Here is a 23400-nt window from a genome sequence, read left to right on the forward strand (position 1 = left end):
CCATGGTGGCCATGACTGGAATGGAAGCGGAACAGCTGGCGCTCGACGGGCTCGCCCCCCGCAAGCGGCGCCGTCGTGCGCCCGCGGCCCGCACGCCTGCCGCGCACGACCCCATCGCGCGCGTCGTGCTCGACATCCAGGCCACCCATCTGGGCCGCTCCTTCGACTATCTCATCGACGAGAAAGACTCCGAAAACGCCCGTCCCGGCGCGCTCGTGCGCGTCCGGTTCGGCGGCCGCCGCGTCAACGGCGTCATCTGGGAGCGTGTCGCGGTCTCGGATACGCCGCGTTCCGCACTGCGCTACCTCGAGCGCGTGCTCGGCGGCGACATCCTCGTCCCGGCCTCGATGCGCCGCGACATCACGCTCATCGCCGACACATACGGCGGTACGCGCGCCAACATCCTGCGTCTCGCCGTTCCTCCCCGCGTCGCCAAAGTCGAACAGGAACAGCGTCTCGTCGCCGGGTTCGCGCGTGGCGGGGAACCGACGGACGACGCATCACCGGCGGCTGGGGGATTCGTCGGAGGATTTGCAGGACGTATCGCCGCGGCGGGCGGTGGTACGCATGTATCCGACTCGGTCTCCACGCGCGTCGACGCTTGTTACGACCGTCTCGCCGCACAATACGATGCCGGTGTGCGCGATCTGCGTGACGCGCTGCACGCGCGCGCCTTTCGCTCGTTCGTCGTCGACCCGCTGCCCGGCATCGGTGCCGCCGCACGCGCCCTTGCGTGGATGGCGGCCGAATCGTTGATCGCCGGGCATGCGGCCGTCGTCGTCCTGCCCGGCATGAAGGAGACGCGCGACGTGCTCGACGCGCTGCGTGATCTCGGATTCGCGTCGTTCGGCCCCGGACGTTCCGGAACCGGCGGCTGGACCGGCGACGTCGCCGTCCTCAGCGCCGACATGCCGCCCGTCGACCGCTACCGCGCCTACCTCGCCGTCGCCACTGGGCAGGTCCGATGCGTGGTCGGCCCGCGCGCCGCCATGTACGCGCCCGTCGACGGGCCGGGATTGTTCGCGATCATGGATGACGCGGCCTACCAGCAGGCCGACGGCATGATGCCGTATGCGCACGCGCGCGGCGTGCTGCGGCTGCGCGCGCAGGCGCATGGCGGCGTGTTCGTCGCGCTCGCCAACGCGCGCAGCCCGTTGAGCCAGATGGAGACCGTGGGATTGCCCGGTGTGCCGCGGCGTGCCGTCACGACCGCGGTGAGTGGGCCGGCCACGGCAGTCCGTCCGCTGCCCAGCGTGCTTAAGGACGCCATGCCGTGGGTGCGCTGGCTCAACCGGGAGGAGCTCGCGCGTCTTGCTGATCCGTCCATCGGCGCGCGCGTGCCGCATGTCGCTGTCGGCAACATTCGCGAGGCGCTGCGCTCCGGCCCCGTCCTGTTCTCTATTCCCTCGGACGGCGTTTCGGAGACGTTGAGTTGCGCGAATCCGAAATGCCTGCGGCAGGCGCGGTGCCGTCGCTGCACCGGGCCGTTGCAGCGCGTCAACGGGAATCCGGTGCCGCGCTGCCGCTGGTGCGGGGCGGCCGCCTCGAACTGGACGTGCCCGCATTGCCACGGCGACCGGCTGCGCGTCGTGCGCGTCGGTGCGGCCGGCACTGCCGACGAACTACGCGGCCTGTTCCGGAACGTGCCCATCCTGCTGTCGTCTCCCAGCCAGCCGCGCGGCGTCATCGGCGAGATCGACTACGCTCCGATGATCGTCATCGCGACTCCCGGCGCTGAGCCGCGCGTGCGCGCACCATGGAACGGTACGGCACGGGACGGCGTGACGGATAATGCGGGAAACGATACGGGCGAACGGGGGCGGGGGAGCGTCGGACCACGCTACGCCCCGTATGCCGCCGTCGCGATTCTCGACGCGTGGACCAGCCTGTATTCGCCGGGGCTGGACGCGCGCGTGGACACGCTCGCCACGTGGATGCGCGCCGTCTCCCTATGCGCCCCACGCGAACAGGGCGGTCAGGCGCTGCTGCTGGGGGAGACCGATCCGGCCATCGCGCAATCGCTGATGCTATGGGATTCCCCGCTGCTCGCCGCACGCGAACTTGCGGAACGCTACGAGACCGGCATGCCGCCGGTCGTCTCCGTCGCCTGCGTGTGGGGGCGACGTGACGCCGTCGACTACGCGCTGCGGGCCGTCGGCGCTGCGTTCGGCGGTGATATGGCCGTCTGTCCGTTGCCGCATGACGCGGGCATCGCGCAGGGAGGGCCTGAGACGGTGGATGGCGCGCCGTTGTCGCCACCGGAGCTGCCCGGCGTACTCGGGCCGGTGCCGATTCCGCAACCACGCACCGTGGATGCGCGCGAACTCGAGGTGACCGCCGACCGCGTGCGCGCCGTCATCCGCGTGCCGCATGCGCGACGCGAGGAGCTCGCCACGCGCCTGCGCGCCGCAGTCGCCCGCCACGTGGCCGCTCGCGAGCCCGGCGAGCTGCGCTTCCAACTCGACAGAAAGGACCTGATATAGCGTGCGGCCCACCGTCCCGCACGCATGGGAACATGATGACGACGACGGGCGCATCCCGCCGGCGGAGACATACGGACACGAACGTAAGGAGACGCGATGAAGGGTTGGCCGGGAGAACCGGAAATGAACTACGACGTGCTGGTGGCCGACGGCGAGGCCGCGGCGAACGCGGGCAAGCCGATCACCGACGTCATCTTCGACTTCGGCAACGTGCTCATCTACTGGGATCCGGCGGCCGTGCTCATCCCGCGCTACAGCGCCGAGACCATCGAGCGGTTCCTCGACAACGACGTGTCCGGCTTCTACGACGCCAACGACCGCATGGACGGCGGCGCCACCCCCGAGGAGGGCGTCGCGTGGATGCGCGAGACCCACGGCGACAAGTGGGCCGACATCCTGCGCTACTATCTCGACAACTTCGAGGATTCACTCACCGGCGTCGTACCCGGCGCACGCGTGCTCATCAACGACCTCAAAGCCGCCGGCATCGGCGTGTGGGGCCTGTCCAACTGGGAGAAGGAACTGTTCCCGATCGCCGAGAAGGCCACGCCGATCCTGCAACGGCTCGACGGCAAGATCGTCTCCGGCTACGTGAAACTGCGCAAGCCGCACAAGGAGATCTACGACCGTGCGCTCGCCGAGTTCGGCATCACCGCCGACGGCGCCGTGTTCGTCGACGACAAGGCGATGAACATCGTCGGCGCGAACGCGGCCGGCATCCGCGGCGTGCGCTTCAGGGACCCGGTCAAGCTGCGCGAGCTCCTCATCGCCAACGGCGTGAACATCCCCGGCCTTCGGTAGTGTGTCCCCGCTCCGCGATGATATTTCCCGGCTCTCCCGTAAGAGGGAGCTGTCGGCGTAGCCGACTGAGAGGGGATGGCCCTCACGCGTTCCATATCCAACCCATCGAAAGGAATTCCACCACTCCATGCTCAAGCTTCTGTTCGCCGGCACGCCCGACGTGGCCGTGCCGTCCCTCAAGGCGTTCGCCGCCGATCCGCGTTTCGAGGTCGCGGCCGTGCTCACCCGCCCCGACGCGCCCACCGGCCGCGGCCGCAAGCTCAAGCCCAGCCCGGTCAAGGCGGCCGCGCTTGAACTCGGCATTCCCGTCATCGACGCGAAGCCGCGTGACCCCGGCTTTCTCGACACGCTGAAGTCCCTCGACGTGGACATCGCCGCCGTCATCGCCTACGGCAACATCCTGCCCGCCGACGTGCTGGCCGCCGTGCCGCTCGGCTGGTACAACCTGCACTTCTCCAACCTGCCCGCATGGCGCGGCGCGGCCCCCGTGCAACGCGCCATCTGGGCCGGCGATGCGATCACCGGCGCCGACGTGTTCAAGGTGGGCGAGGGCCTTGACGACGGTCCCATCATCGCGACGATGAGCGTGGAGCTCACCGGGCGTGAGACCTCCGGTGAACTGCTTGACCGACTCGCCGTCGAAGGTGCGCCCATGTACGTGGACGCGTTGGCTCGTGTGGGGGAGGACACCGCCGTGTTCACCCCGCAGCCGGCGGACGGTTTCACGTATGCGCACAAGATCACCGTCGAGGACGCGCGCATCGACTTCACGAAGCCGCTTGAGGAGATCGATCGCCAGATCCGCGCCTGCACGCCGCATCCCGGCGCATGGTGCGAGCTGCATGCGGGCGGCGGCGCGGATGATGGGCAGCCAATCACGCTGCACGTTCTGCGCGCCCAGCCTGCCGATGTCACGAACCCGAACACGCCGTCCTCGCTGGAACCGGGTGAACTCAGGGCAGGCAAGCGGAACGTGTGGGTCGGCACCGGCACCACGCCGCTCGAACTCGTCGAAGTCAAGGCGCAGGGCAAGAAAGCCATGCGTGCCGCCGACTGGGCGCGCGGCGCTCGTCTTGCCGATGGCGCCCACTGCGCGTGAGCTCGGGGAGAGCCGCATGCCAACGGCTCTCCCCATCCCCAGAGGGAGGTAAGAGGGCGGGCTAACGGCGTAGGAAGTCGAGGACTCGGGTCAGGTCGCGTTCGTTGATGGACTCGGGTGCGGCGAGCTGGGTCTTCGGCTTCGCGCAGAACGCGATGCCGAGACCGGCGGCCTGGATCATCGGAATATCGTTCGCGCCGTCGCCCACGGCCACGGTTTGCCTCATGGGAATGCCGTCGCGTTTCGCCCACTCGCGCAACGCGTGCAGCTTCACCGTCTTGCACACGATGTCGCCCACCACCTTGCCGGTGAGACGCCCGTCCTCCACGTCGAGACGGTTCGCCAGCCAATGGTCGATGCCCGCCTCCTCGGCAAGACGGTCCACCACCTCGTGGAACCCGCCGGAGACGACGCCCACCTTCCAGCCGTGCTCGTGCAGCGTGTCGATGAGCTCCAGTGCGCCGCGGGTGAAATGCAGCCTGTCGTGCACCGTGTCGAACACGGAGACCGGCAGCCCCTCCAACAGGGCCACGCGGGCGCGCAACGCGTCGCAGAACTCCAGTTCGCCGCGCATCGCCCGCTCGGTCACTTCGGCGATGCGCTCGCCGCAGCCGGCCGCCACGCCCAACTCGTCGATGACCTCCTCGTCGATGAGCGTCGAATCGACGTCCATGACCAGCAATCCCGGTTCGGCGAGCGTCGGCGGCTCCGGGAAGCCGGATCCTTCGCCGACGGGCGGGACGCCGTCACGGCTTGTCTCACTGCCGTGTTCGTGGTCGGACCCGTGACCATGTTCGGGGGCGTGCTCGTCAAGGAATTGCGTGGTTTCAAGCGTCATGCCTCCGATTGTCGAAAAACCTTGGGACAATCCCTCGTATGATTTTCGACGCCATTCATGACGCCACGAACACCGCCGCGGTCATTCACGCCACCCACGCATCCGCCGCATCCGCCGCGGCATACGCATCCGCCGCGGCCCCAATCACCGCCCCCGTCTGCCCGACCGGCGACGGCGGCCTCATCCAGATCATCACCGACTGGCTCGTCTCCCTCATGGAGACGGTCGGCGGACTTGGCGTGGCTCTCGCCATCGCCCTCGAATCGATCTTCCCGCCGATCCCCTCCGAAGTGATCCTGCCGCTCGCGGGCTTCACCGCCTCACGCGGCACCCTGAACCTCATCGAGGCGATTATCTGGGCGACCGTCGGTTCTCTCATCGGCGCATGGGCGCTCTACGGCATCTCCCGATGGGTGGGACTCAACCGCATCCATAAGGCCGCCGACGCGATTCCCGGCGTGAGCCGCAGGGACGTGAACAAGGCGAACGACTGGTTCACCCGCTACGGCACCTGGTCGGTGCTCATCGGCCGCGTCATCCCCGTCGTGCGTTCGCTCATTTCCATTCCCGCCGGATTCAACCGCATGAACTTCCTCCAGTTCACCGGATGGACGCTGCTCGGTTCCGCGGTGTGGAACACGGTGCTCGTCTCCGCAGGCTACTTCCTCGGCGCCGGATGGTGCTCGATTCTCGGAGTCCTCAACGTGTTCGAGGACGTGGTCATCGTCGCCTTCATCGTGGTCATCGCGGTGTGGGCCGTGCGGAAAATCTGTACAGTGAGGGGAAACAGGAACGGACGGCCGGACGAAAGGTGATCATGGGCGAGGAGAGCATGCGCGAACTGGCGGCGGAGAACGACCGGCTCATGGCGAGGAACCATGCGCTCGCCGAAGCGCTGAACCGCGCCGGCAAGGAACTCACCAAGGCGCGCTCGCAATTGGCGCAGCTCGCCCAGCCGCCGCTCACCTTCGCCACGATGGTGAAGGTCGACTCCTCGCGCATCGACGACATGGGCGTGCAGCACGCATCCGCCGAAATCATCGTCGGCACGCGGCGCATGGTCGTGCCCGTCGCCGCGAACCTCAACGCGTCCCGCCTCGCCTCGGGCGCCACCGTCGTCCTCAACGAGAAGATGGTGCTCGTCGAACAGCGCGATCACGACACGCTCGGGCAGATCCGCACCATCGCCGAATCCCTTGACGACGGCCGTCTCGTCGTCGCCGACGCCGGCGGCAATCCCACCGTCGTCCGCCGCGCCAGTGCGCTCGCCTCCACCACGCTCGACAAGGGCGACCGCGTCGTCGTCGAGGCGTCCGGCCGCATCGCCGTCGCCGCGCTGCCGCGCAAGGACGACGCCGATCTCGTGCTCGAGGAGGCGCCCGACGTCACCTTCGACGACATCGGCGGCCTCGACCGTCAGATCGAACGCATCCGCGACGCCGTCCAACTGCCGTTCCAACATCGCGACCTGTACGCCCGCTACGATCTCGCCGCGCCCAAGGGCGTGCTCCTGTACGGTCCTCCCGGCAACGGCAAGACGCTCATCGCCAAGGCCGTCGCCCACGCGCTCGCCGACAGCGTGGACGGTACGGACGGTGCGGGCGCGGGCGCGTCGGGCGTGTTCCTCTCCGTCAAAGGCCCGGAACTGCTCAACAAGTTCGTCGGTGAATCCGAACGCCTCGTCCGTCTCATCTTCCAGCGCGCCCGCGAACGCGCCGCCGACGGCCGGCCGGTCATCGTGTTCATCGACGAGATGGACTCGCTGCTGCGCACGCGCGGATCCGGCGTCTCCTCCGACGTGGAGACCACGATCGTGCCGCAGTTCCTCGCCGAACTCGACGGCGTCGAATCGCTCGGCAACGTGATGGTGATCGGCGCCTCCAACCGCGTCGACATGATCGACCCGGCCGTGCTGCGCCCGGGCCGTCTCGACGTGAAGATCCGCATCGACCGGCCGGACGGCGAGGCCGCCGTCGCCATCGTGCGCCACTATCTGACCGACGACCTGCCGATCGAGCACGGCCTCGACGCTGACGCGCTCGCCCGCGTGCTCGTGCGCGACATCTACACGCGTTCCGCCCGCCGACACCTCGCCGACGTGCGTGACGAGCACGGCACGTGGAACGCGCTGTTCCTCGCCGACGTGACGAGCGGCGCGAGCCTCAAGAACATCGTCGACCGGGCGAAGACGCTCGCCGTGAAAGCGTCGATCGAACGCGGCGGCGACGTGGCGATCGGCGTCGACCTGCTCGCGCGCGCCGTCGAGGATGAGTTCGTGCAGACCCGCGACACGCTGCTCGACTCCGACCCCGTGCAGTGGAGCCGCGTCAACGGCTTCGACGCCGGAACCGTCACCGCCATCCGCGGTGTCGCGCACTGAACCAAGTTTTTCGGTTACAGAGTGATTCGGTGTGGTGGTCGTGATTGATTGTTTTCACCCATTCCCATGAGCGATTGTTTCCCCAGCCGGTTCCATCCGTCGAGTCCGACGGGTTGTACCTCAGGCGCCAGACGACGGAATCGGCAGGAGACATCGAAATCGTACGGGAGTTAAAACACATATTCATGTGAAGAGATTATTTGGGCAGCTTGTAAACTCCTACTTTGCCTTGAGATTGCAGCGTCTGGAATAGTGTTCCTTTTTTGTCTCCAAAGTGTTCTACGGAATAACGATTTATTATATCTCTAGAATTTTTAACCAAATTTCGGTGTATCCCTTTCGTTCCCATTTCACTTTCTTGGAAGTAGAAACCAATGAATGTATTGCAATTTTCGATGTGGGATTTAGAAAAAATGTTGTCGAAATAAGGATAATCGGAAGTTCCAAATGAGGAACCGAATATTTTGATTGCGTCAAAAGGTTTCGAATTGATATTTTCAAAAAACCTATATCTACTAATGTCTGGAGCTGTATTTTGTGTTATATATCGTACAGACTTGAGGAATAGGTATGAGCTCTTTTCTTGAATGTTATCAGATTCGGATATACCGAAAAATCCATTTCCTTCTTTGAGGGTACCATGGATATTGCAATATTTGATGCCCTCTTTGCTAAGAGGTTCCGTGTAGTTGAACGACAGTATCATATCTTCATCTGTTCCGTTTTGACTTATGTTCAGGGGGTCTGTCTTTCGTATTAGTGTATATAGGCGCTCGGCTCTTTCGTTATATGTCTCGTCGTTTGATGTTAATTCTTCTAGATATTCTCTGAAGTTTTTTTCCTGCTTCTTAAGCTCATCGAGAAAGATTTGGTGTAGATCGCTGTCTAGGGGATAATTGACAGTGAAAGGGTCGACTTCAGTGTAGTAATCTCCTGTTTCATAGGAATATCCTCTGCTGAATCCCGGTAAGATATTTGAAAAATATTCATCTAATATTGAATATAATTTCGAAATCGATTCAATAATCTCTTCATCCATTTCAGAGTTGGAATATGCTCCCGCTCCGTAATGCTCTAAGTCTTCATCGGAAGAATAATAGGCATTAATTGATGGCTTGCGGATGCCGTATCGACTCCTATTTGATAAAAAATCATCGTATGTAAGAAAATCTGCAATTAATGATTCCACATCTTTCCAGCTGCCGGGTTTGCCATATCTATCATCATATTGCGCATACCATGCGAAAATATATGTCCATGCACTTGGAATTTTAGATTTATTCTTGACGTTGCATAGGCTTGTGAAAGGCTTTGATGTTATGCTGGCATCTGTAATAATCGTTGAGATTAGATAATCAAAATAAGAGCTATATGCGGTTGTATATTTTTTCTGTTCTTTTGTCATATGTAGATTGCATGCTAAATCGAATCCATTCCCAAGTATGATTAATTGCCGCATTGCACTCCTTAGGGATATTGATAATCCGTGGTGGGTATAACTATACTATTGCGAAAAACTTACCATCATCTAACATATTGTCTTATGAGCGTGAAACGAGTGATGGGCACGGAGACCGAATACGCAGTCTCGCAGCCGGGCGTCGCCTACTACCAGCCGGTCAAACTGAGCTTCGACGTGGTAGGCGCGGCCGCCGACGACGCCACACGGCACATCCGCTGGGACTACCGGCAGGAGGATCCCGTCAACGACGCGCGCGGCACCAGGCTCGACCGCGCCGCCGCCCGCCCCGACATGCTCACCGACGCGCCCCAGCTCAACATCACCAACGTGATCGCCCCCAACGGCGGCCGCATCTACGTGGACCACGCGCACCCCGAATACTCGGCTCCCGAAACCACCGACCCGTTCCAAGCACTCGCCTACGACCACGCCGGCGACCGGCTCATGCTCGCCGCCGCGCAGGCAGCCAGCGCTGAAACCCCCGAACTCAAGGCGTCCGGGCATCCGGTCGTGCTCCACCGCAACAACGTGGACGGCAAAGGCGCCAGCTGGGGCACACACGAGAACTACATGATGCGCCGCGACGTGCCGTTCACGGACGTGGCCTCCCTGATGACCGCGCACTTCGTCTCCCGCCAGATCTGGGCCGGCTCCGGACGGGTCGGCATCGGCGAGACGAGCGAACGGGCCGGCTACCAGCTGAGCCAGCGCGCCGACTACATCCACGCGAAGATCGGCCTGCAGACCACGTTCGACCGCCCCATCATCAACACGCGCGACGAATCCCACGCCACCGACGACTACCGTCGCCTCCACGTGATCGTCGGCGACGCGAACCGCATGGACGTGCCGCAGGCGCTCAAACTCGGCGTCACCTCGATGCTCCTGTGGACGCTCGAACACGCGCGCGAGACCGACTACGACCTCGACACGCTGCTCGGCTCCCTCCAACTCGCCGACCCGGTCGAGGCGATGCACACCGTCTCCCACGACCTGACGCTCGCCGCGGCTCTCCCGCTCGAAACCGGCGGCACGACCACCGCCTGGCTCATGCAGGTGGCCCTGCGCCGCGCCGTCTACGAGGTCGCCGCCGCCACGCTCGGCACCGACACGGCCGGAGAACCCGCGTGGGAGGACCGCGAGACCCGCAACATCATGGCCATGTGGGGGCAGGCGCTCGCCGACACCGCCGCCATCCGCCATGCCGATGACGACCGGCGTCTCACGATGAAGGCGGAAGGCTCACGCGTCGAATGGCTGCTCAAATGGCAGCTGCTCGAGAAGCTGCGCCGCAAGATCGCCGCCAAAACCGGTGCCGGCGATGGGGACGTCGCCTCATGGGCCGATTCGCGCCTCGCCGCCGTCGACCTCTCCTGGGCGGCGCTCGACCCGACGACATCCGTGTTCGCGAAGCTTGCCGCCGCGGGAAGCGCCGAGCGTCTCGTCGATGACGACGCGCTCGCACACGCCGCGGCGAACCCGCCCGAGACGACACGCGCCTGGCTGCGCGCCGCGCTCGTGCGCACGTTCCCCGCCGACGTGGTCGCCGCCAGCTGGTCGCATCTGACCGTGCGCAAGCCGGGTGCCACCGGAAGCGACGGCGGCGCGACGGCCGCGATGCCGATGCCCGAGATCTACGGCAACGCGTCGCCGGCCGAGGCGACGAGCGTGCGCCCCGGCGACCTCGTCAGCCTCGACATGTCCGATCCGCTCGCATACCGGAAGGAGAACGTCGAGACCGCGCTCGCCGAGGCGGGCGACGCCGCGTCGCTGCTCGAACGGCTCGCATTGCGCCGGTAGCCGACGCGGCGGCACTGGAACGGCGGCGAGCGGCGGTCGGCACCGTTCAGATGCGGCGGCATCGCAGGTCGCACGACACCGCCACAAAACACCGATAAGATGGTGAACCATGGCACAACAGGAGAATCTGCGCGACCTCGCGATGAAGGTCGCCACCATCGCACAGGCCGCCGGCAAACACGCCCTGCAGGATCAGATGGCACCGCACGACATGCTCGTCTCCCGGGAGAACCCCGGCGAACAGGCCAATGTGGAAGTCGACGGCCGTCTGCTGCGCTACATGTCCGGCCGTCTCGCGGACATGGAGCACTTCGACGGCTTCTGGCAGACGCGTCCGTCGAAATCCCGCCCCGGACAGCGCTACTGGTGCGTCGGCAAGATCGACGGCGCCATCAACTTCATCCGCAACATGAGCGAATGGGCGATCACCGTATCGCTGTTCGAGTTCAACGAGGAGGGTTCCGCGCAGCCGATCCTCGGCGTCGTCCACGCGCCGGCGCTCGGCGAGACGTATCTCGCGGCGAAGGGTTCGGGCGCGGTGCGCATCCGCAACACGCCCGTCGGCGAGAAGCGCGAGAAGGTCATGCCGTCCATGACCTCCTCGCTCGACGGCGCGGTCGTGAGCTTCGGCATGTCCTATCTGCCGGGAGAGGCGGACCGTGCGCTCAAGACCGTCGCCGCGCTGGCCGAAGGACGTCCCGCCGACATCAAGCGCGTCGGCCCCGCCTCGCTCGACTTGTGCAAGGTGGCCGACGGCACGTACGACGCGTACTTCGAGCCGATGCTGCACGAATGGGACATTCCCGCGATCTCCGCGGCCGCCGTGGTCGTGTGGGAGGCGCAGGGCACGCTGCGCCGCTGGAACGGCAACGGCATCCACTGGCGTCGGAACAACGACGTCGTCTGCACGAACGGTCTGATCGACCGCGAGCTCAAGCCGTATCTCATCCAGCGCGACGGCGAGTGAGCAAGGGAACGGAAGGAATCATCATGCCTCAGGAATTCGCACGGGCGAACCAGTCGCAGCAGGTCGGGCAGACCGAGGACCAGCAGGAGACGACGACCGCCGCGCAGCAGTCCGACGTCGAGTTCGACGCGCTCGACGCGGTGCTTGACGACATCGAATCCACGTTGGAGACCAACGCCGAGGAGTATGTGAACAGCTTCGTGCAGAAGGGCGGCGAGTGATGCCGCAGCTGCGCGACAGCGGCACGCGCGCCGCCCATGAGGCGGGAGCGACGCCGTCCGTCGAACTCGACGGCTTCATGCGCATCTTCGGCATCGAGACCGAATACGGCGTATCCGTCACGGGCGCGGACCGTCCGGTGGACGCCGGACAGGTCGCGATGACCATGTTCCAGCCGGTCGTCTCCCGCGCCCGTTCGACGAACACGTATCTCGACAACGGTTCGCGTCTCTATCTGGACGTCGGCTCCCACCCGGAATACGCGACCGCCGAGGCGCGCGACCCGCTCGACGCGCTCGCGCAGGATGCCGCGGGCGAACGCGTGATGGCGTCGCTCGCCACCGACGCGCAGCATCGTCTGCGTGAATCGCACGGTGCCGGCGCGACGATCCACGTGTTCAAGAACAACGTGGACTCCGCCGGGCACGCGTTCGGATGCCATGAGAACTATCTCGTGCGCCGGTTCGTGCCGTTGGAGACCATCGAGAAGCAGCTGCTGCCGTTCCTCATCACCCGGCAGCTGTATACGGGTGCCGGACGGTTCACGCCGGACGGCTTCCAGATCACGCAACGCGCCGACTTCCTTGATGAGGCGGTCTCGTCCGCCACCACACGCTCGCGCCCGATGGTGAACACGCGTGACGAGCCGCACGCCGACCCCGAATCGTTCCGCCGTCTGCACGTCATCATCGGCGACTCCAACCGTTCCCAGTGGGCGACGTGGATGAAGCTCGCCGTCACGCATCTCGTCCTGTGCGTGATCGAGGACGCGGTGCGCCGCGGAATCCCCAGCGGATTCGAGGATCTCACGTTCGATGACCCGGCCGCCGCGAACCGTTCGGTCAGCCGGTGGCTGGACGCGGGGGAGCGGGATGCCGGCATGTCCGATCCGCTTGCGATGCAGCGGCGTTACTTCGACGTCGTCGCCGCGTTCGTGCGCGACCGGCATGATGTGGTCGCCGCGTCCCTGCCGAAAACGGATGTCGACGCCGTGCTCGCCGACTGGCAGTGGGCGTTGGATGCGCTGGAACGGCGTGATTTCGCCGCGTTGTCGACGCGCGTCGACTGGGCGGCGAAACACCGGATCGCCGCCGCGATGCGCCGTCGTCGCCCGGATCTGGATTTCGCGCAACTGGAACGGCTGGAACTCGACTATCACGACGTGGCCAACGGTCGGCTCTACGGTTCGCTCGTCGCGCACGGCGGACTGCGTGAGACGCTGGACGGCGCGACCGTGGCCGCCGCGAAGCACGAGCCTCCCGCGGACACGCGTGCCGCCTTGCGCGGCGCATTCGTGCGTCGTGCGCTCGACACGGGCGTGCAGTTCTCCTGCGACTGGACGACGCTGGTCGTCACCGCGCCGACCCGCCGCGAGGTCACGCTGCTCGACCCGTTCAGCGCCGAGCCGACCGACGCCTACGGCAAGCTGATGGCCGCGCTGGGCTGAGACGCGTTCCTTCGCGCGCGTTTCCGCGCAATCTCCGCGCTCCCGCGCACCCCGCGCATATGCAAGGGCCCGCACCGATAGCATGTCGGTGCGAGCCCTTGGAAAACCTATGCTGCTACGCCGTGAGGCGGAAGACTCACTTGTTAGTGACGGCCTTCTTCAGCAGGGAGCCGGCGGAGATGCGCACGCCGTAGGTGGCGGGGATCTCGATGGTCTCGCCGGTGCGCGGGTTGCGGCCCGTGCGAGCGGCGCGCTTGACGCGCTCGGCGGAGAACAGGCCGGTGAGCTTCAGGCCTTCGCCGGACTGCATGGCCTCGACGAACACATCCTGGAAGGCGTTGACGGCGGCCTCGGCCTGGGCCTTGGTCAGGTTGGACTTCTGGGCGATCTTCGAAACGAGATCAGACTTGTTGTATGCCATGAACAGCATCCTTCTTTGTCCGGGGACCGGCAACTTGGCCACCGGTCCGTTTATTTCATCAATGATGATAGCGCATGATGAGGCCAAACGCCGCATTTTTCAACGATTTCACGTGTTCCACAAGCGATTTTCACGGATTTCGCATCTCGCGGCGAAATCACACGAGATTGCGCTTGTCCAGCCACTTCATCGCCAGCGCGCCCAATGGGATGCGCAGCCAGTAGAAGACGACGCGGTGCAGCAGCGTCGCGGACAGGGCGGCGCCTTGCGGCACACCCACCGCGGCGAAGGAGACGGTGAGCGCCGCCTCCACACCGCCCAGGCCACCCGGGGTCGGCACCGCCGAGCCGAGCGCGTAGGCGAGCATGAACACGAACGTCGTCTCGATTGGATTCGTGTTCACGCCGAACGCGAGCAGTGCCGCCCAGAATGCGAGTCCCGTGACCATGTTCTGCAGCAGTGCGCCGGCCACGCTCACCGACAGCTGCGCCGGCTGTCCGAGCACGTCGAGCAGCTGGTTGAGATACCGTTTGACGATCGGCACGACGCGCTGCATGACGAGATGGCGAACCGCCGGAACCATCATCGCGACGGAGAACACGACGACGATGATGCCGAACACGATCGCCAGCGTATTCGTCGGAATCATGCCGGAGAACGTGTTACGCCCGGTGAACAGGCCGATGATCACGACGATCACCGCGTAGGTCGCATAGTAGACGACGAGCGCGGCACTCATGATCGCGGTCGCCGCCGTATTGCGATAGCCGGATCGGCGCAGGAACTGGAGGTTCACGAACGAGGGGCCCACGCCGGCGGGCATCGAGACGGTCGCGAAACCGCCAGCCACCTGGCTCATGAACACGCCCACCGGGTCGCGGCGCTCACGGTCCATGAGCGCGCCGAGCGAAAGCGACGATCCAATCCAGCCGCACAATCCGAACGCCATGCAGACGAGCGCCATGGTCGGATTCGCATTGCGGACGGCGGCGATGATCTCGTCGGGGCGCATCTGCGTGAATACGACGACCGCGGCGACGATGAGCAGCACCATCGTGACCATCGACCGCAGCGAGAACCGTGCCAGCGGCACCGACTCCACGGGAATATCGGCGGCGTCGTCCCGTGGAGTCGTGGCGGACGTCCCCGGCTCGCCGTCCGTCGCGGTGACGGTCGCGGCATCGGTCGTGCCGTCGTCGTGACGCGGCGTGACCGCCTTGCGCAACGCCGCGAGCGTCGACTTGTCCCACGAGTCCAACGTGCGCGTCGGGGAAGGCACCGCGATCTTCTGGATGAACGGCGCGATCGAGGCGAGCGTCGCCTCGTCCCAGGCGTCGCGCGCCGCCGCGACCGCCTCGTCCACGCCGATCAGCGCGGCGAACAGAGCGAGCAGCTGCACCTTGTCCAACGCGATGTTCGCGGGCGAGGACGCGGCGTCGCCGTTCTGCCATCCGGCGATTACCGGAGTGCCGTCCTCGAAGCGCGACAGCACGCCCGGCGTGATGCGCCGGTGCGTGTAGCCGCGCCGGTTCGCAACGGACAGATACCGCATGTAGTCGACGGCATCGGCGCGCGTCATCGTATTGAGGTTCGCCGCTAGTTCCGTCGTATGCGCGTTGAGCACGAGAATCGCGGACTCCTCCGTATCGGCCACGGCATACGGGGTGGGGGCGGGGAGCTTCACGTTGTGCAGGCCGAGCAGCATCGACAGATGATGCTGGACGGCGTCGCGCGCCGAACGGTCGCGGCGCATCGCCACGCCGGAGAAGCGCAGCCAATTCCACAACTGCTTGAGATAGCCGGCCGTATGCGTCTGCGCGTCCAGCACGGACACCGTGTACCGGCCGCCGTCCGCGGTCTGGAGATCGTAGATGCGTGAGCCCTCGACCAGATCGTCGTCCAGCGAGGCGCTGAGCGCGCGCACGCCCGGCGTCGGATCGTCGCGACGTACCAGCGACGACGGGTCAAGCCCCACACCACGCAACGCGGTCGCGAGATCCTCGCCCCACACGCCCTTGTTCTGCGTGCCGACCGCGAATCGGATGAGCATGCCGATGGTGCGTCCGCAGGCGAACGAAACGAGCATGCCGGTGACCGAATGCCATGAGAGCACCACCATGACGGCGGCCACCGCATACATGATGTTCCAACCCCATTTGACGCTCGAACGCGTGCGTCGAGGGCCGGCCACGGTGAGGAACGTCGCCATGCCCGCATACATGTTCGGCAGCAGACCGGAACCGAACGAGGTCGCGGCGGACGCGAGCGACAGGGCGAGCGTCCTGTCCGCAAGCCCGCTGATCGCGACCGACGCCAGCCACGCCGTGCCGTACCCGGCGAACATGGCGAGCGCGGAGACGGCCGCCTGCAGCCATTCGCGGCTGAGCAGCAGCTGGCACAGCACCATGACCACGATGACGAGCGTGGCGAACTGCTGGATCACGGTCGAGGGGATGCCGGCGAGCCAGTTGATGGCCTGGGCGGCGGTGTGCGCGTCGGATTCGACGCCGCGCGTCATGCCGCCCATGTATACGGCGAACACCATGACGACGGCCGCCAGTCCGAGGGACATGGCGGCGCGTGTCAGATCACCGAAGTCGTGTGTGCGCCTTGGCGCCACATCGTCGATGTGCGTGGACATCGGTGGGTACGACTCCTTGCGGAATCAGCGGTCGAAGGCGACGAGCTTCGAGGCGACGCCCGTGTACGTGGCGGGCGTGAGCGCCTTGAGGCGGGCGGCGGTTTCGGGATCGAAGGACTGCTGGTCGATGAACGCCTCGACCTGGGCCTGGTCGATCGTGTGGCCGCGCATGAGCTCCTTGACCTTCTCGTACGGCTTCTCCATGCCCGGCAGGCCACGCAGCTCGCAGGCGCGCATCGCCGTCTGGATGGGCTCGCCGAGCACCTCCCAGTTCTCGTCGAGCTCGCGCGTGATGACGTGCTCGTTCGGGTGGATGGACTTGAGGCCGCCCATGAGGTTGGTCAGGGCGAGCTGCGAGTAGCCGAGCGCGGAGCCGATGTTGCGCTGCGTGGTCGAATCGGTCAGGTCGCGCTGCCAGCGGGATTCCACCAGCGTGGCGGACAGCGTGTCGAGCAGCGAGCAGCTGATCTCGAAGTTGGCCTCGGCGTTCTCGAAGCGGATCGGGTTGACCTTGTGCGGCATCGTGGAGGAGCCGGTGGCGCCCTTGACCGGCACCTGGGCGAACACGCCGCGGGAGATGTACATCCACACGTCCACGCACAGGTTGTGCATGATGCGGTTCGCGTGGGAGATGGTCGAGTAGAGCTCGGCCTGCCAGTCGTGGGATTCGATCTGCGTGGTCAGCGGGTTCCAGGTCAGGCCCATGCGGTTCTCGACGAACTCGCGGGAGACGGCGACCCAGTCGACGTCCGGGCAGGCGGCCAGATGCGCGCCGAACGTGCCGGTCGCGCCGTTGATCTTGCCCAGGTACTCCTGGTTCTCGATGTGCTTGAGCTGGCGGTTCAGACGGTAGACGTAGACGGCGAGCTCCTTGCCGAGCGTGGTTGGCGTGGCCGGCTGGCCGTGCGTGAGGGACAGGAGTGCGAGATCCTTGTGCTCCTCGGCCTTGGCGGCGAGATGATCGATGATCTCCCTGAACGCCGGGGTCCATACGTTCTCGACGGCGTTCTTCACGCAGCGGGCGATCGACAGGTTGTTGATGTCCTCGGAGGTGCAGGCGAAGTGGACGAGCGTCTTGAGACGGTCGTTGATGTGCGTCAGGGAGGCCGGGGCCTTGTCGAACTGGTCGTCGATGTAGTATTCGACGGCCTTCACGTCATGGTGCGTGACGGCCTCGTGCGCGGCGTGCTGCTTGATGCCCTCGGCGCCGAAGTCCTCGGGGATGGACCTCAGGAACGCCTTCTCCTCCTCGGTGAACGGTTCGACGCCGTCGATGATCGGCTGGTCGCCGTTGCCTTCGAAGCCGTTGGCCAGCAGGATCATCCACTCCACCTCGACGCGCATACGCTCGCGGTTGAGGGCCGGTTCGCTCATGTATTCCACGAGCGGGGCGGTGGCGTTGTGGTAGCGGCCGTCGAGCGGCGTCAGTGCGATTGCGGGGGAAATATCGGTAAGCTTCATAACTCTTTAGGGTACTTGCAGCCGTGAACCGCTCGAAACGGTGCGATTTGTGATGTTGTGTGCGGTTTTCCTGTGCGAAGTTGTGCTGTTCGCGGTTCGGGGTCGGCTTGGGGCGGGATGCGGTGGAATGCGGTGGGATATGGTGCCGCCCCACGCAGCCGAGGTCGTTCACGTGTTCGTATCCGAAGCCCGTATACTGACAGACGGCGTTCCCGCCCGAGCCGCGCAGGTCAAGGAACGTCTTCGTGGATCACTGTGCGCGGCCGAGACCGGCAAGGGGAGTACCATGTCCGTTCAGCAAAACAACCATTCATCCAATCGTTCCGATCGTTCCGATCGTTTCGGGCGTTCCGATCGTTCCGTCTCCGCGGCGTCGGTGTCCGATGAGACCCGTCTCAAGTGGCGTCCGCTCGACATCGCCGTCGGTGCCACGCTGGGCGTCGCATGCGGCGTGATTTTCTGGGGATTCAACTTCGCGTACATGCCGATCTCGTCGTTCCTTGGCGCCGTGCTGCCGGGACTTGCGAGCGTGACGCACGCCATGTGGTATTTCTCCGGCACGCTCGCCGTGCTCGTGCTGCGCAAGCCCGGTGCCGCGCTGTACGTGAACGTGGTCGGCACGCTTGTCGAAACCGTGATCGGCAGCCAGTACGGCATCGGATTCGTGATCGTGTCCGCCCTGCTGCAGGGCGTGTTCGCCGAGATTCCGTTCTTCCTGACCCGCTACCGCGTGTTCAACCTGCCGGTTTCGATCGCCTCCGGTGCGATGGTCGCCATCGAATACGGTTTCTACCTGCTGTTCTTCCGCTACCAGGGTGTGGCGATTGCGAGCCCGCGTGGCATCGTGCATCTGATTTCCGAAGTGACCGGTGGCGTGGTGCTGAGCGGCGTCATGCCGTGGTTCCTCATGCTCGCGCTCGCCGCGACCGGCGTGCTCGACCGCCTCGCCTCCGGCCGTGCGCTCCTGCGCGCCCGTCCGCAGGCTTGACCCTCACAGCCGTCCCCCTGATGGTGCGTTGACGCAGCTCGACTGTGCCTGCTGAACTCGGCTCCCACCGATGAAGAGGCTGTCGTCGTAGTTGACTACTAGGGGAGCGACGGTTGGTATGCAAAAGCGGCGGGCCTTCTTCCCAAAGGCCCGCCGCTCGTATCAATGCGATCCGATACGGTCGTTTATAGTCGTTTGGCCGTTCCGGCTCAGATGCCGAGCGCCTCCTTGGCTACGGACTTCACCGAATCGCCGACAAGCTCGGCCGTATCCGACTTCGCCTGTTCGATACGGCCGAAGAACGCATCCGCCTCCTCGTAGGTCAGCGGATGACCCGCCTCCTTGGCGATCGCCATGACCTCGTCGATGGTCTGCGCCGCCGCAAGCTTCTCGTCCAGTTCCTCTTCGCTGATGCCAGTCATAGTAGACTCCTTGCGTTTCGTACCACGGCCGTCGCACGCACGCCATCGGCATCGGCGTATGCCGTGGATTTCAAGAACCCCGCCCTCGGGATTCCCCGGCTGGTTCCTGTTCTAGTCGTTTCCCGCTCCGATGGGTAGCGTTCCCGTCGGCGTTTCCTCTCGTCCCCGTGTTTCCTCCCTACCTCGCGCGGTTTCCTCCCCGTCCTGCACGGTTCCCTCCCTACCGTGCACGGTTCCCTCCACGGTTTGTTACGGATTGTCGTGGCAAGTCAAGGAGCGAGCCGTGATTGCCGGGGAGCGAGTCGTGCAAGGGCCGGAATGAGTCGTGCCGGGCGTGGAACGATGTCGTCAGGCGGGAGTGGGACGTGTTATGCCGGGGTAGGGCACCATCACGGGCGTGCGGTGCTAAAGGCGCGGATGCGAAAGGTGGCAGACGGACATGGATGATGACGAACGGCGGTGGATCGACGGAACGCTGGCACGACTCTCGCATTCCGCGTTCCGTGCGAAATTCGCGTTGACGGACAAGGACCGCGCCTATGCGCGCGCCAAGGGGAAAGCGATCATCGACCGGCATGCGCGCGAGATGCTGCGCGCCCGCGTCGGCGATGCGATTCCGAAGAACGATGGACGGCAGACGCCGTGGCGCGGTCATCCGGTCTTCACCGCGCAGCATGCCACCGCCACCTGTTGCCGCGGCTGCATCGAGAAATGGCATCACATTCCCAAGGGCCGCGAGCTCACCGATGCGGAGGTGAATCGCCTCGCCGACCTCGTCATGGCGTGGATCGAACGCGACCTCGTGAACCATCCGGTGCAGCCGGGCGATACGATGCCGATATGACAATGATGACAACACATGAAGGAACCGATGGGACCGATGGAGCCGGCCGGTCCGCCGTTTCCTCCGCATCCATCAAACCGGTGTCGGATGCATGTGACGTTCCCACGGGCATGACGGTCCGTCACGCGGCGACGGCCGACCTTGACGCGCTCGACGCAATCGAATCCGCGTGTTTCCCGGATGCCGAAGCCGCGTCGCGTGAATCGTTGCGCGCACGGCTCGCCTCCTATCCGGAAGGATTCTGGCTGCTGACACGTGACGGTGACGGCGGAATCGTCGCGTTCGTCAACGGATTCGCCACTGACCGCCCCGATTTGACGGACGACATGTACGACGATGCGGCGCAGCATGACCCGCATGGCGCGTGGCAGATGATCTTCGGCGTGGACACTGCGCCCGCCTTCCGGCATCGTGGATTCGCGAGCCTCGTGATGCGCCGTGTGATCGCGGATTCGCGCGCTGCCGGTCGTAAGGGACTCGTGCTCACATGCAAGGACCGGCTCGTCGGCTTCTACGCGCGCTTCGGATTCGTGGACGAAGGCATCTCCGAATCCACGCACGGCGACGTCGTCTGGCATCAGATGCGCCTGACGTTGAAAAAGTGACCCCGGACGGGCTCGAACCGTCGACCTTGAGATTAGAAGTCACATGCTCTATCCAGCTGAGCTACGGGGCCAAACTCAATGAATTCTAATGGTGGAGCGGGTTTGGCGCAACCCCGGCATCGGTGTGCCGCACCCTCCGTGCACCCTAACGCACCCGTCGTGCCCTCCGCGTGCCCTTAGCGATCGAGCGTTTCGCGGATGCGTCGCACGACCGCCTCCACGGTCAGCCCGTAGCGTGCGTTGAGTTCGGCGAGTGGCACGCGGTCGGTGAACTCCTTCGTCGCGCCGAAGTTGAGCACGCGCATGCGCCCGCCGTCCGCGCCTCCGCGGTCCGCGTCATCAACGGCGGCGCCGGGATGGTTCGCATAGTATGCGGTCACCTTCTCGCCCCAGCCGCCTTCCAGCTGTCCGTCCTCCAACGTGACGACGAGACGATGCCCGTCGCGCAGCGCGTCGAGCGCCGCGATATCAAGCGTCGTGCACTGCCGCGGGTCGATGAGGGTCGCGTCGATGGGGGAGTGGCCGCCGTCGCCTTCACCGACGGCATCGGTCGTGTCCGGCGCAGCCAGCGCCTCTATCACCCGTTCGCCCAACGGATGCGTGTTGCCGAGCGCGAGCACCGCCACGTCGGAGCCCGCGTGGTTCATGCGGTACGCGAGCATGTCCGACGCGCCGTCGCCCGTGAGATCTCCGCGAAGCACCTCTTCGGGCGAGGATTCGCGTCCCAGATTACGTTCGCGGTCGAGGATCGCCTGTCCCGGCACGCGGATCACCACCGGGCCGTCGGGCGGATTCGTCGCGCCTGCGGCACCGATCATGCCGACAGTACCGACAGCGCCGCGAGCGCGACGAGTGCCGTCGCCGTTCGCGGCATCGGTCGGCATGGTCGCCCAGGCCAGCGCGTCGAGATAATCGCGCGTCGAGGTGGGCGCGAGCATCGTCACGCCCGGGATGTTCGCGAACATCGCGATGTCGTATGCACCCGAATGCGTGTTGTCCGAACCGGACAGGCCGCCGAGGAAGTCGAGCACCGTTACGCGGGAACGGTTGAGGCTCATCTCTTGGAAGAACTGGTCGTAGGCGCGCTGGAAGAACGACGCGGTGGTCGCCACCACCGGAGTGCCGCCGGCGCGTGCGATGCCGCAGGCGAACGTGACCGCATGCGATTCGGTGATGCCGCAATCCACGTAGTGCGCGCCCGCGCGTTCGCGGAAATCATGCGTGATGCCGTTCGATCCGGGCGTCGCCGGTGAGATCACGACGAGTCCCGGCTCGTCGGGGAAGCGGCGTTCCAGTGCCGCCATCGCGAGTTTGCCGTAGTGCTTGCGCGGATCGTCCGGGCGGCCCAGCGCCTTGTCCGGTGTCTGCCAGTGCGATGCTTCGCATTGGCCTTCGTGCGGCGCGGAGTCCGGCAGGTCGCAGTGGTCGGATCGCCACGGCTCGGCGTGCGCGACGTTGCCGGTCGTGGCGATGCCGGTGTCGCTCGACGCGCCGTCAAAACCGCCGGTCGCGGCGACAGCGTCCGGGGAGACCTGATCGTCCGGGGAGACCTGAGCGACCGGACCGCCCGCGAATCCGGCGCCCTTCAACGTATGGATGTGCACGACGACCGGGTGCCCGATATGGCGGACCTCCTCGAACGCCGCGACCAGCGCGTCCACGTCGTTGCCGCGCGCCACATACCGGTAGTCGAGGCCGAACGCGCGGAACAGATTGGGTTCGGCGGTGCCGCCCGATTCGCGCAGACGCGCCAAGGGGCCGTACATGCCACCGAAATCGCCGGCGATCGACATTTCGTTGTCATTGAGCACGATGATGAGGTTGCCGCCCTGCTCGGCCGCGTTGTTCAGTCCCTCGAACGCGATGCCGGAGCTCAGAGAGCCGTCGCCGATCACCGCGACCACGTCGCCGATGCCCGCGTCGTCGGTCCCGTCGGAGGCCGCAAGCGCCATGTCGCGCGTCTTCGCGAGACCGCAGGCGAGCGAGATTGACGTGCCGGTGTGGCCGAGCGTGAACTGATCGTGTTCGCTTTCGTCCGGGTTCGTGAACCCGGTCACCTCGTCGAAACGCGCCGGATCGAGGTATGCGCCGGCACGGCCGGTGAGCATCTTGTGCACGTAGCTCTGGTGCGACACGTCGAACACGATGCGGTCGTGAGGGGAATCGAACACGCGGTGCAGTGCGACCGTCGCCTCCACCATGCCGAGGTTCGAGCCGATATGGCCGCCGTGCGCGTGGCCGTAGGCGAGCAGCGTGGACCGGATGTCGCGGCACAGCCCGTGGAGTTCCGCGCGTGAGAGCGCCTTGACGTCGTCGGGCCCCGAAATCCGCTCCAGAATGCCGTTCGTCATACGCGTGTCTCTCCTCCCGACTGACTACCTTCCGCCGACGTAAGCCTAGACGCATCGGCCGCTCCTGTCCGCGTGCCACGCGGCGATACTCCCAACATCTCCGTAAATCGGCGTGTGCGCGTGCGACAATAATGACGGAAAGTGAACCGTCGCGCGGTGGTGCGTGACGGC

The 23400-nt window shown here is 65.2% G+C and carries 19 protein-coding genes and 1 tRNA gene; 12 read left to right on the forward strand and 8 right to left on the reverse strand.

Annotated elements, in window-relative coordinates:
* Positions 1 to 11: 11 nt before the first annotated feature.
* The 3 genes from AC1AYR_RS00385 to fmt all read left to right on the forward strand — a co-directional run bounded on the left by AC1AYR_RS00385 (position 12) and on the right by fmt (position 4383).
* Positions 12 to 2483 (forward strand): primosomal protein N' family DNA-binding protein, encoded by a 2472-nt coding sequence (locus AC1AYR_RS00385; RefSeq protein WP_476511114.1) that lies wholly within the window; start codon positions 12 to 14, stop codon positions 2481 to 2483.
* A gap of 96 nt (positions 2484 to 2579) precedes the next feature.
* On the forward strand, positions 2580 to 3284 hold the full coding sequence (locus tag AC1AYR_RS00390; RefSeq protein WP_476511113.1) for an HAD family hydrolase: 705 nt from the start codon (positions 2580 to 2582) through the stop codon (positions 3282 to 3284).
* A gap of 127 nt (positions 3285 to 3411) precedes the next feature.
* Positions 3412 to 4383, forward strand: coding sequence for a methionyl-tRNA formyltransferase (gene fmt / locus AC1AYR_RS00395; protein WP_476511112.1), 972 nt, complete (start codon positions 3412 to 3414; stop codon positions 4381 to 4383).
* A 61-nt stretch (positions 4384 to 4444) separates the two neighbouring features.
* On the opposite strand, the gene serB is transcribed toward fmt, so the two are convergent.
* On the reverse strand, positions 4445 to 5056 hold the full coding sequence (gene serB / locus AC1AYR_RS00400; RefSeq protein ID WP_476511195.1) for a phosphoserine phosphatase SerB: 612 nt from the start codon (positions 5054 to 5056) through the stop codon (positions 4445 to 4447).
* Positions 5057 to 5259: 203 nt separating this feature from the next.
* Between serB and AC1AYR_RS00405 the strand changes: the two genes are divergently transcribed.
* The gene (locus AC1AYR_RS00405; RefSeq protein ID WP_476511111.1) at positions 5260 to 6036 is read left to right on the forward strand and encodes a DedA family protein; all 777 of its coding nucleotides are present in this window, start codon (positions 5260 to 5262) and stop codon (positions 6034 to 6036) included.
* 2 nt (positions 6037 to 6038) lie between these two features.
* A complete protein-coding gene (arc, locus tag AC1AYR_RS00410) occupies positions 6039 to 7601 on the forward strand; it encodes a proteasome ATPase (protein WP_476511110.1) in 1563 nt (520 codons plus the stop codon).
* 196 nt (positions 7602 to 7797) lie between these two features.
* Here the strand turns inward: arc and AC1AYR_RS00415 are convergent, their stop codons facing one another.
* Positions 7798 to 9006 (reverse strand): AbiH family protein, encoded by a 1209-nt coding sequence (locus AC1AYR_RS00415; protein ID WP_476511109.1) that lies wholly within the window; start codon positions 9004 to 9006, stop codon positions 7798 to 7800.
* 138 nt (positions 9007 to 9144) lie between these two features.
* On the opposite strand from AC1AYR_RS00415, the gene dop reads away from it, so the two are divergent.
* The 4 genes from dop to pafA all read left to right on the forward strand — a co-directional run bounded on the left by dop (position 9145) and on the right by pafA (position 13496).
* Positions 9145 to 10863 (forward strand): depupylase/deamidase Dop, encoded by a 1719-nt coding sequence (dop, locus tag AC1AYR_RS00420; RefSeq protein WP_476511108.1) that lies wholly within the window; start codon positions 9145 to 9147, stop codon positions 10861 to 10863.
* A 109-nt stretch (positions 10864 to 10972) separates the two neighbouring features.
* Complete coding sequence (locus tag AC1AYR_RS00425) at positions 10973 to 11830, forward strand: inositol monophosphatase family protein (RefSeq protein WP_476511107.1); 858 nt, start codon at positions 10973 to 10975, stop codon at positions 11828 to 11830.
* Positions 11831 to 11853: 23 nt separating this feature from the next.
* A complete protein-coding gene (locus AC1AYR_RS00430; RefSeq protein WP_476511106.1) occupies positions 11854 to 12051 on the forward strand; it encodes a ubiquitin-like protein Pup in 198 nt (65 codons plus the stop codon).
* Positions 12051 to 13496 carry a Pup--protein ligase gene (pafA, locus tag AC1AYR_RS00435; RefSeq protein WP_476511105.1) on the forward strand — a complete coding sequence of 482 codons (1446 nt, stop codon included), beginning with the start codon at positions 12051 to 12053 and terminating at the stop codon, positions 13494 to 13496. The genes AC1AYR_RS00430 and pafA overlap by 1 nt, the downstream gene beginning before the upstream one ends.
* Before the next feature lie 136 nt (positions 13497 to 13632).
* Here the strand turns inward: pafA and AC1AYR_RS00440 are convergent, their stop codons facing one another.
* The 3 genes from AC1AYR_RS00440 to purB all read right to left on the reverse strand — a co-directional run bounded on the left by AC1AYR_RS00440 (position 13633) and on the right by purB (position 18019).
* Complete coding sequence (locus tag AC1AYR_RS00440) at positions 13633 to 13917, reverse strand: HU family DNA-binding protein (RefSeq protein WP_055426949.1); 285 nt, start codon at positions 13915 to 13917, stop codon at positions 13633 to 13635.
* Between the two features lie 157 nt (positions 13918 to 14074).
* Positions 14075 to 16558, reverse strand: a complete 2484-nt coding sequence (locus AC1AYR_RS00445) for a lysylphosphatidylglycerol synthase transmembrane domain-containing protein (protein WP_476511104.1) — start codon at positions 16556 to 16558, stop codon at positions 14075 to 14077.
* A 24-nt stretch (positions 16559 to 16582) separates the two neighbouring features.
* The gene (gene purB / locus AC1AYR_RS00450; RefSeq protein WP_101622048.1) at positions 16583 to 18019 is read right to left on the reverse strand and encodes an adenylosuccinate lyase; all 1437 of its coding nucleotides are present in this window, start codon (positions 18017 to 18019) and stop codon (positions 16583 to 16585) included.
* A gap of 286 nt (positions 18020 to 18305) precedes the next feature.
* On the opposite strand from purB, the gene AC1AYR_RS00455 reads away from it, so the two are divergent.
* A complete protein-coding gene (locus tag AC1AYR_RS00455) occupies positions 18306 to 19007 on the forward strand; it encodes an ECF transporter S component (RefSeq protein ID WP_476511103.1) in 702 nt (233 codons plus the stop codon).
* 209 nt (positions 19008 to 19216) lie between these two features.
* Here AC1AYR_RS00455 and AC1AYR_RS00460 read toward each other — a convergent pair whose 3' ends face one another.
* Complete coding sequence (locus tag AC1AYR_RS00460; protein WP_101622050.1) at positions 19217 to 19429, reverse strand: Nif11-like leader peptide family natural product precursor; 213 nt, start codon at positions 19427 to 19429, stop codon at positions 19217 to 19219.
* Positions 19430 to 19868: 439 nt separating this feature from the next.
* Between AC1AYR_RS00460 and AC1AYR_RS00465 the strand changes: the two genes are divergently transcribed.
* A complete protein-coding gene (locus AC1AYR_RS00465; protein ID WP_101622051.1) occupies positions 19869 to 20273 on the forward strand; it encodes a DUF4186 domain-containing protein in 405 nt (134 codons plus the stop codon).
* A gap of 110 nt (positions 20274 to 20383) precedes the next feature.
* On the forward strand, positions 20384 to 20878 hold the full coding sequence (locus AC1AYR_RS00470) for a GNAT family N-acetyltransferase (RefSeq protein WP_101622052.1): 495 nt from the start codon (positions 20384 to 20386) through the stop codon (positions 20876 to 20878).
* Here AC1AYR_RS00470 and AC1AYR_RS00475 read toward each other — a convergent pair.
* Positions 20876 to 20949: transfer RNA gene (locus tag AC1AYR_RS00475), tRNA-Arg, on the reverse strand. The genes AC1AYR_RS00470 and AC1AYR_RS00475 overlap by 3 nt on opposite strands.
* 105 nt (positions 20950 to 21054) lie before the next feature.
* Positions 21055 to 23229, reverse strand: coding sequence for a 1-deoxy-D-xylulose-5-phosphate synthase (locus AC1AYR_RS00480; protein WP_101622053.1), 2175 nt, complete (start codon positions 23227 to 23229; stop codon positions 21055 to 21057).
* Between the last annotated feature and the right edge of the window lie 171 nt (positions 23230 to 23400).

It is taken from the genome of Bifidobacterium sp. LH_417, from assembly GCF_056357035.1.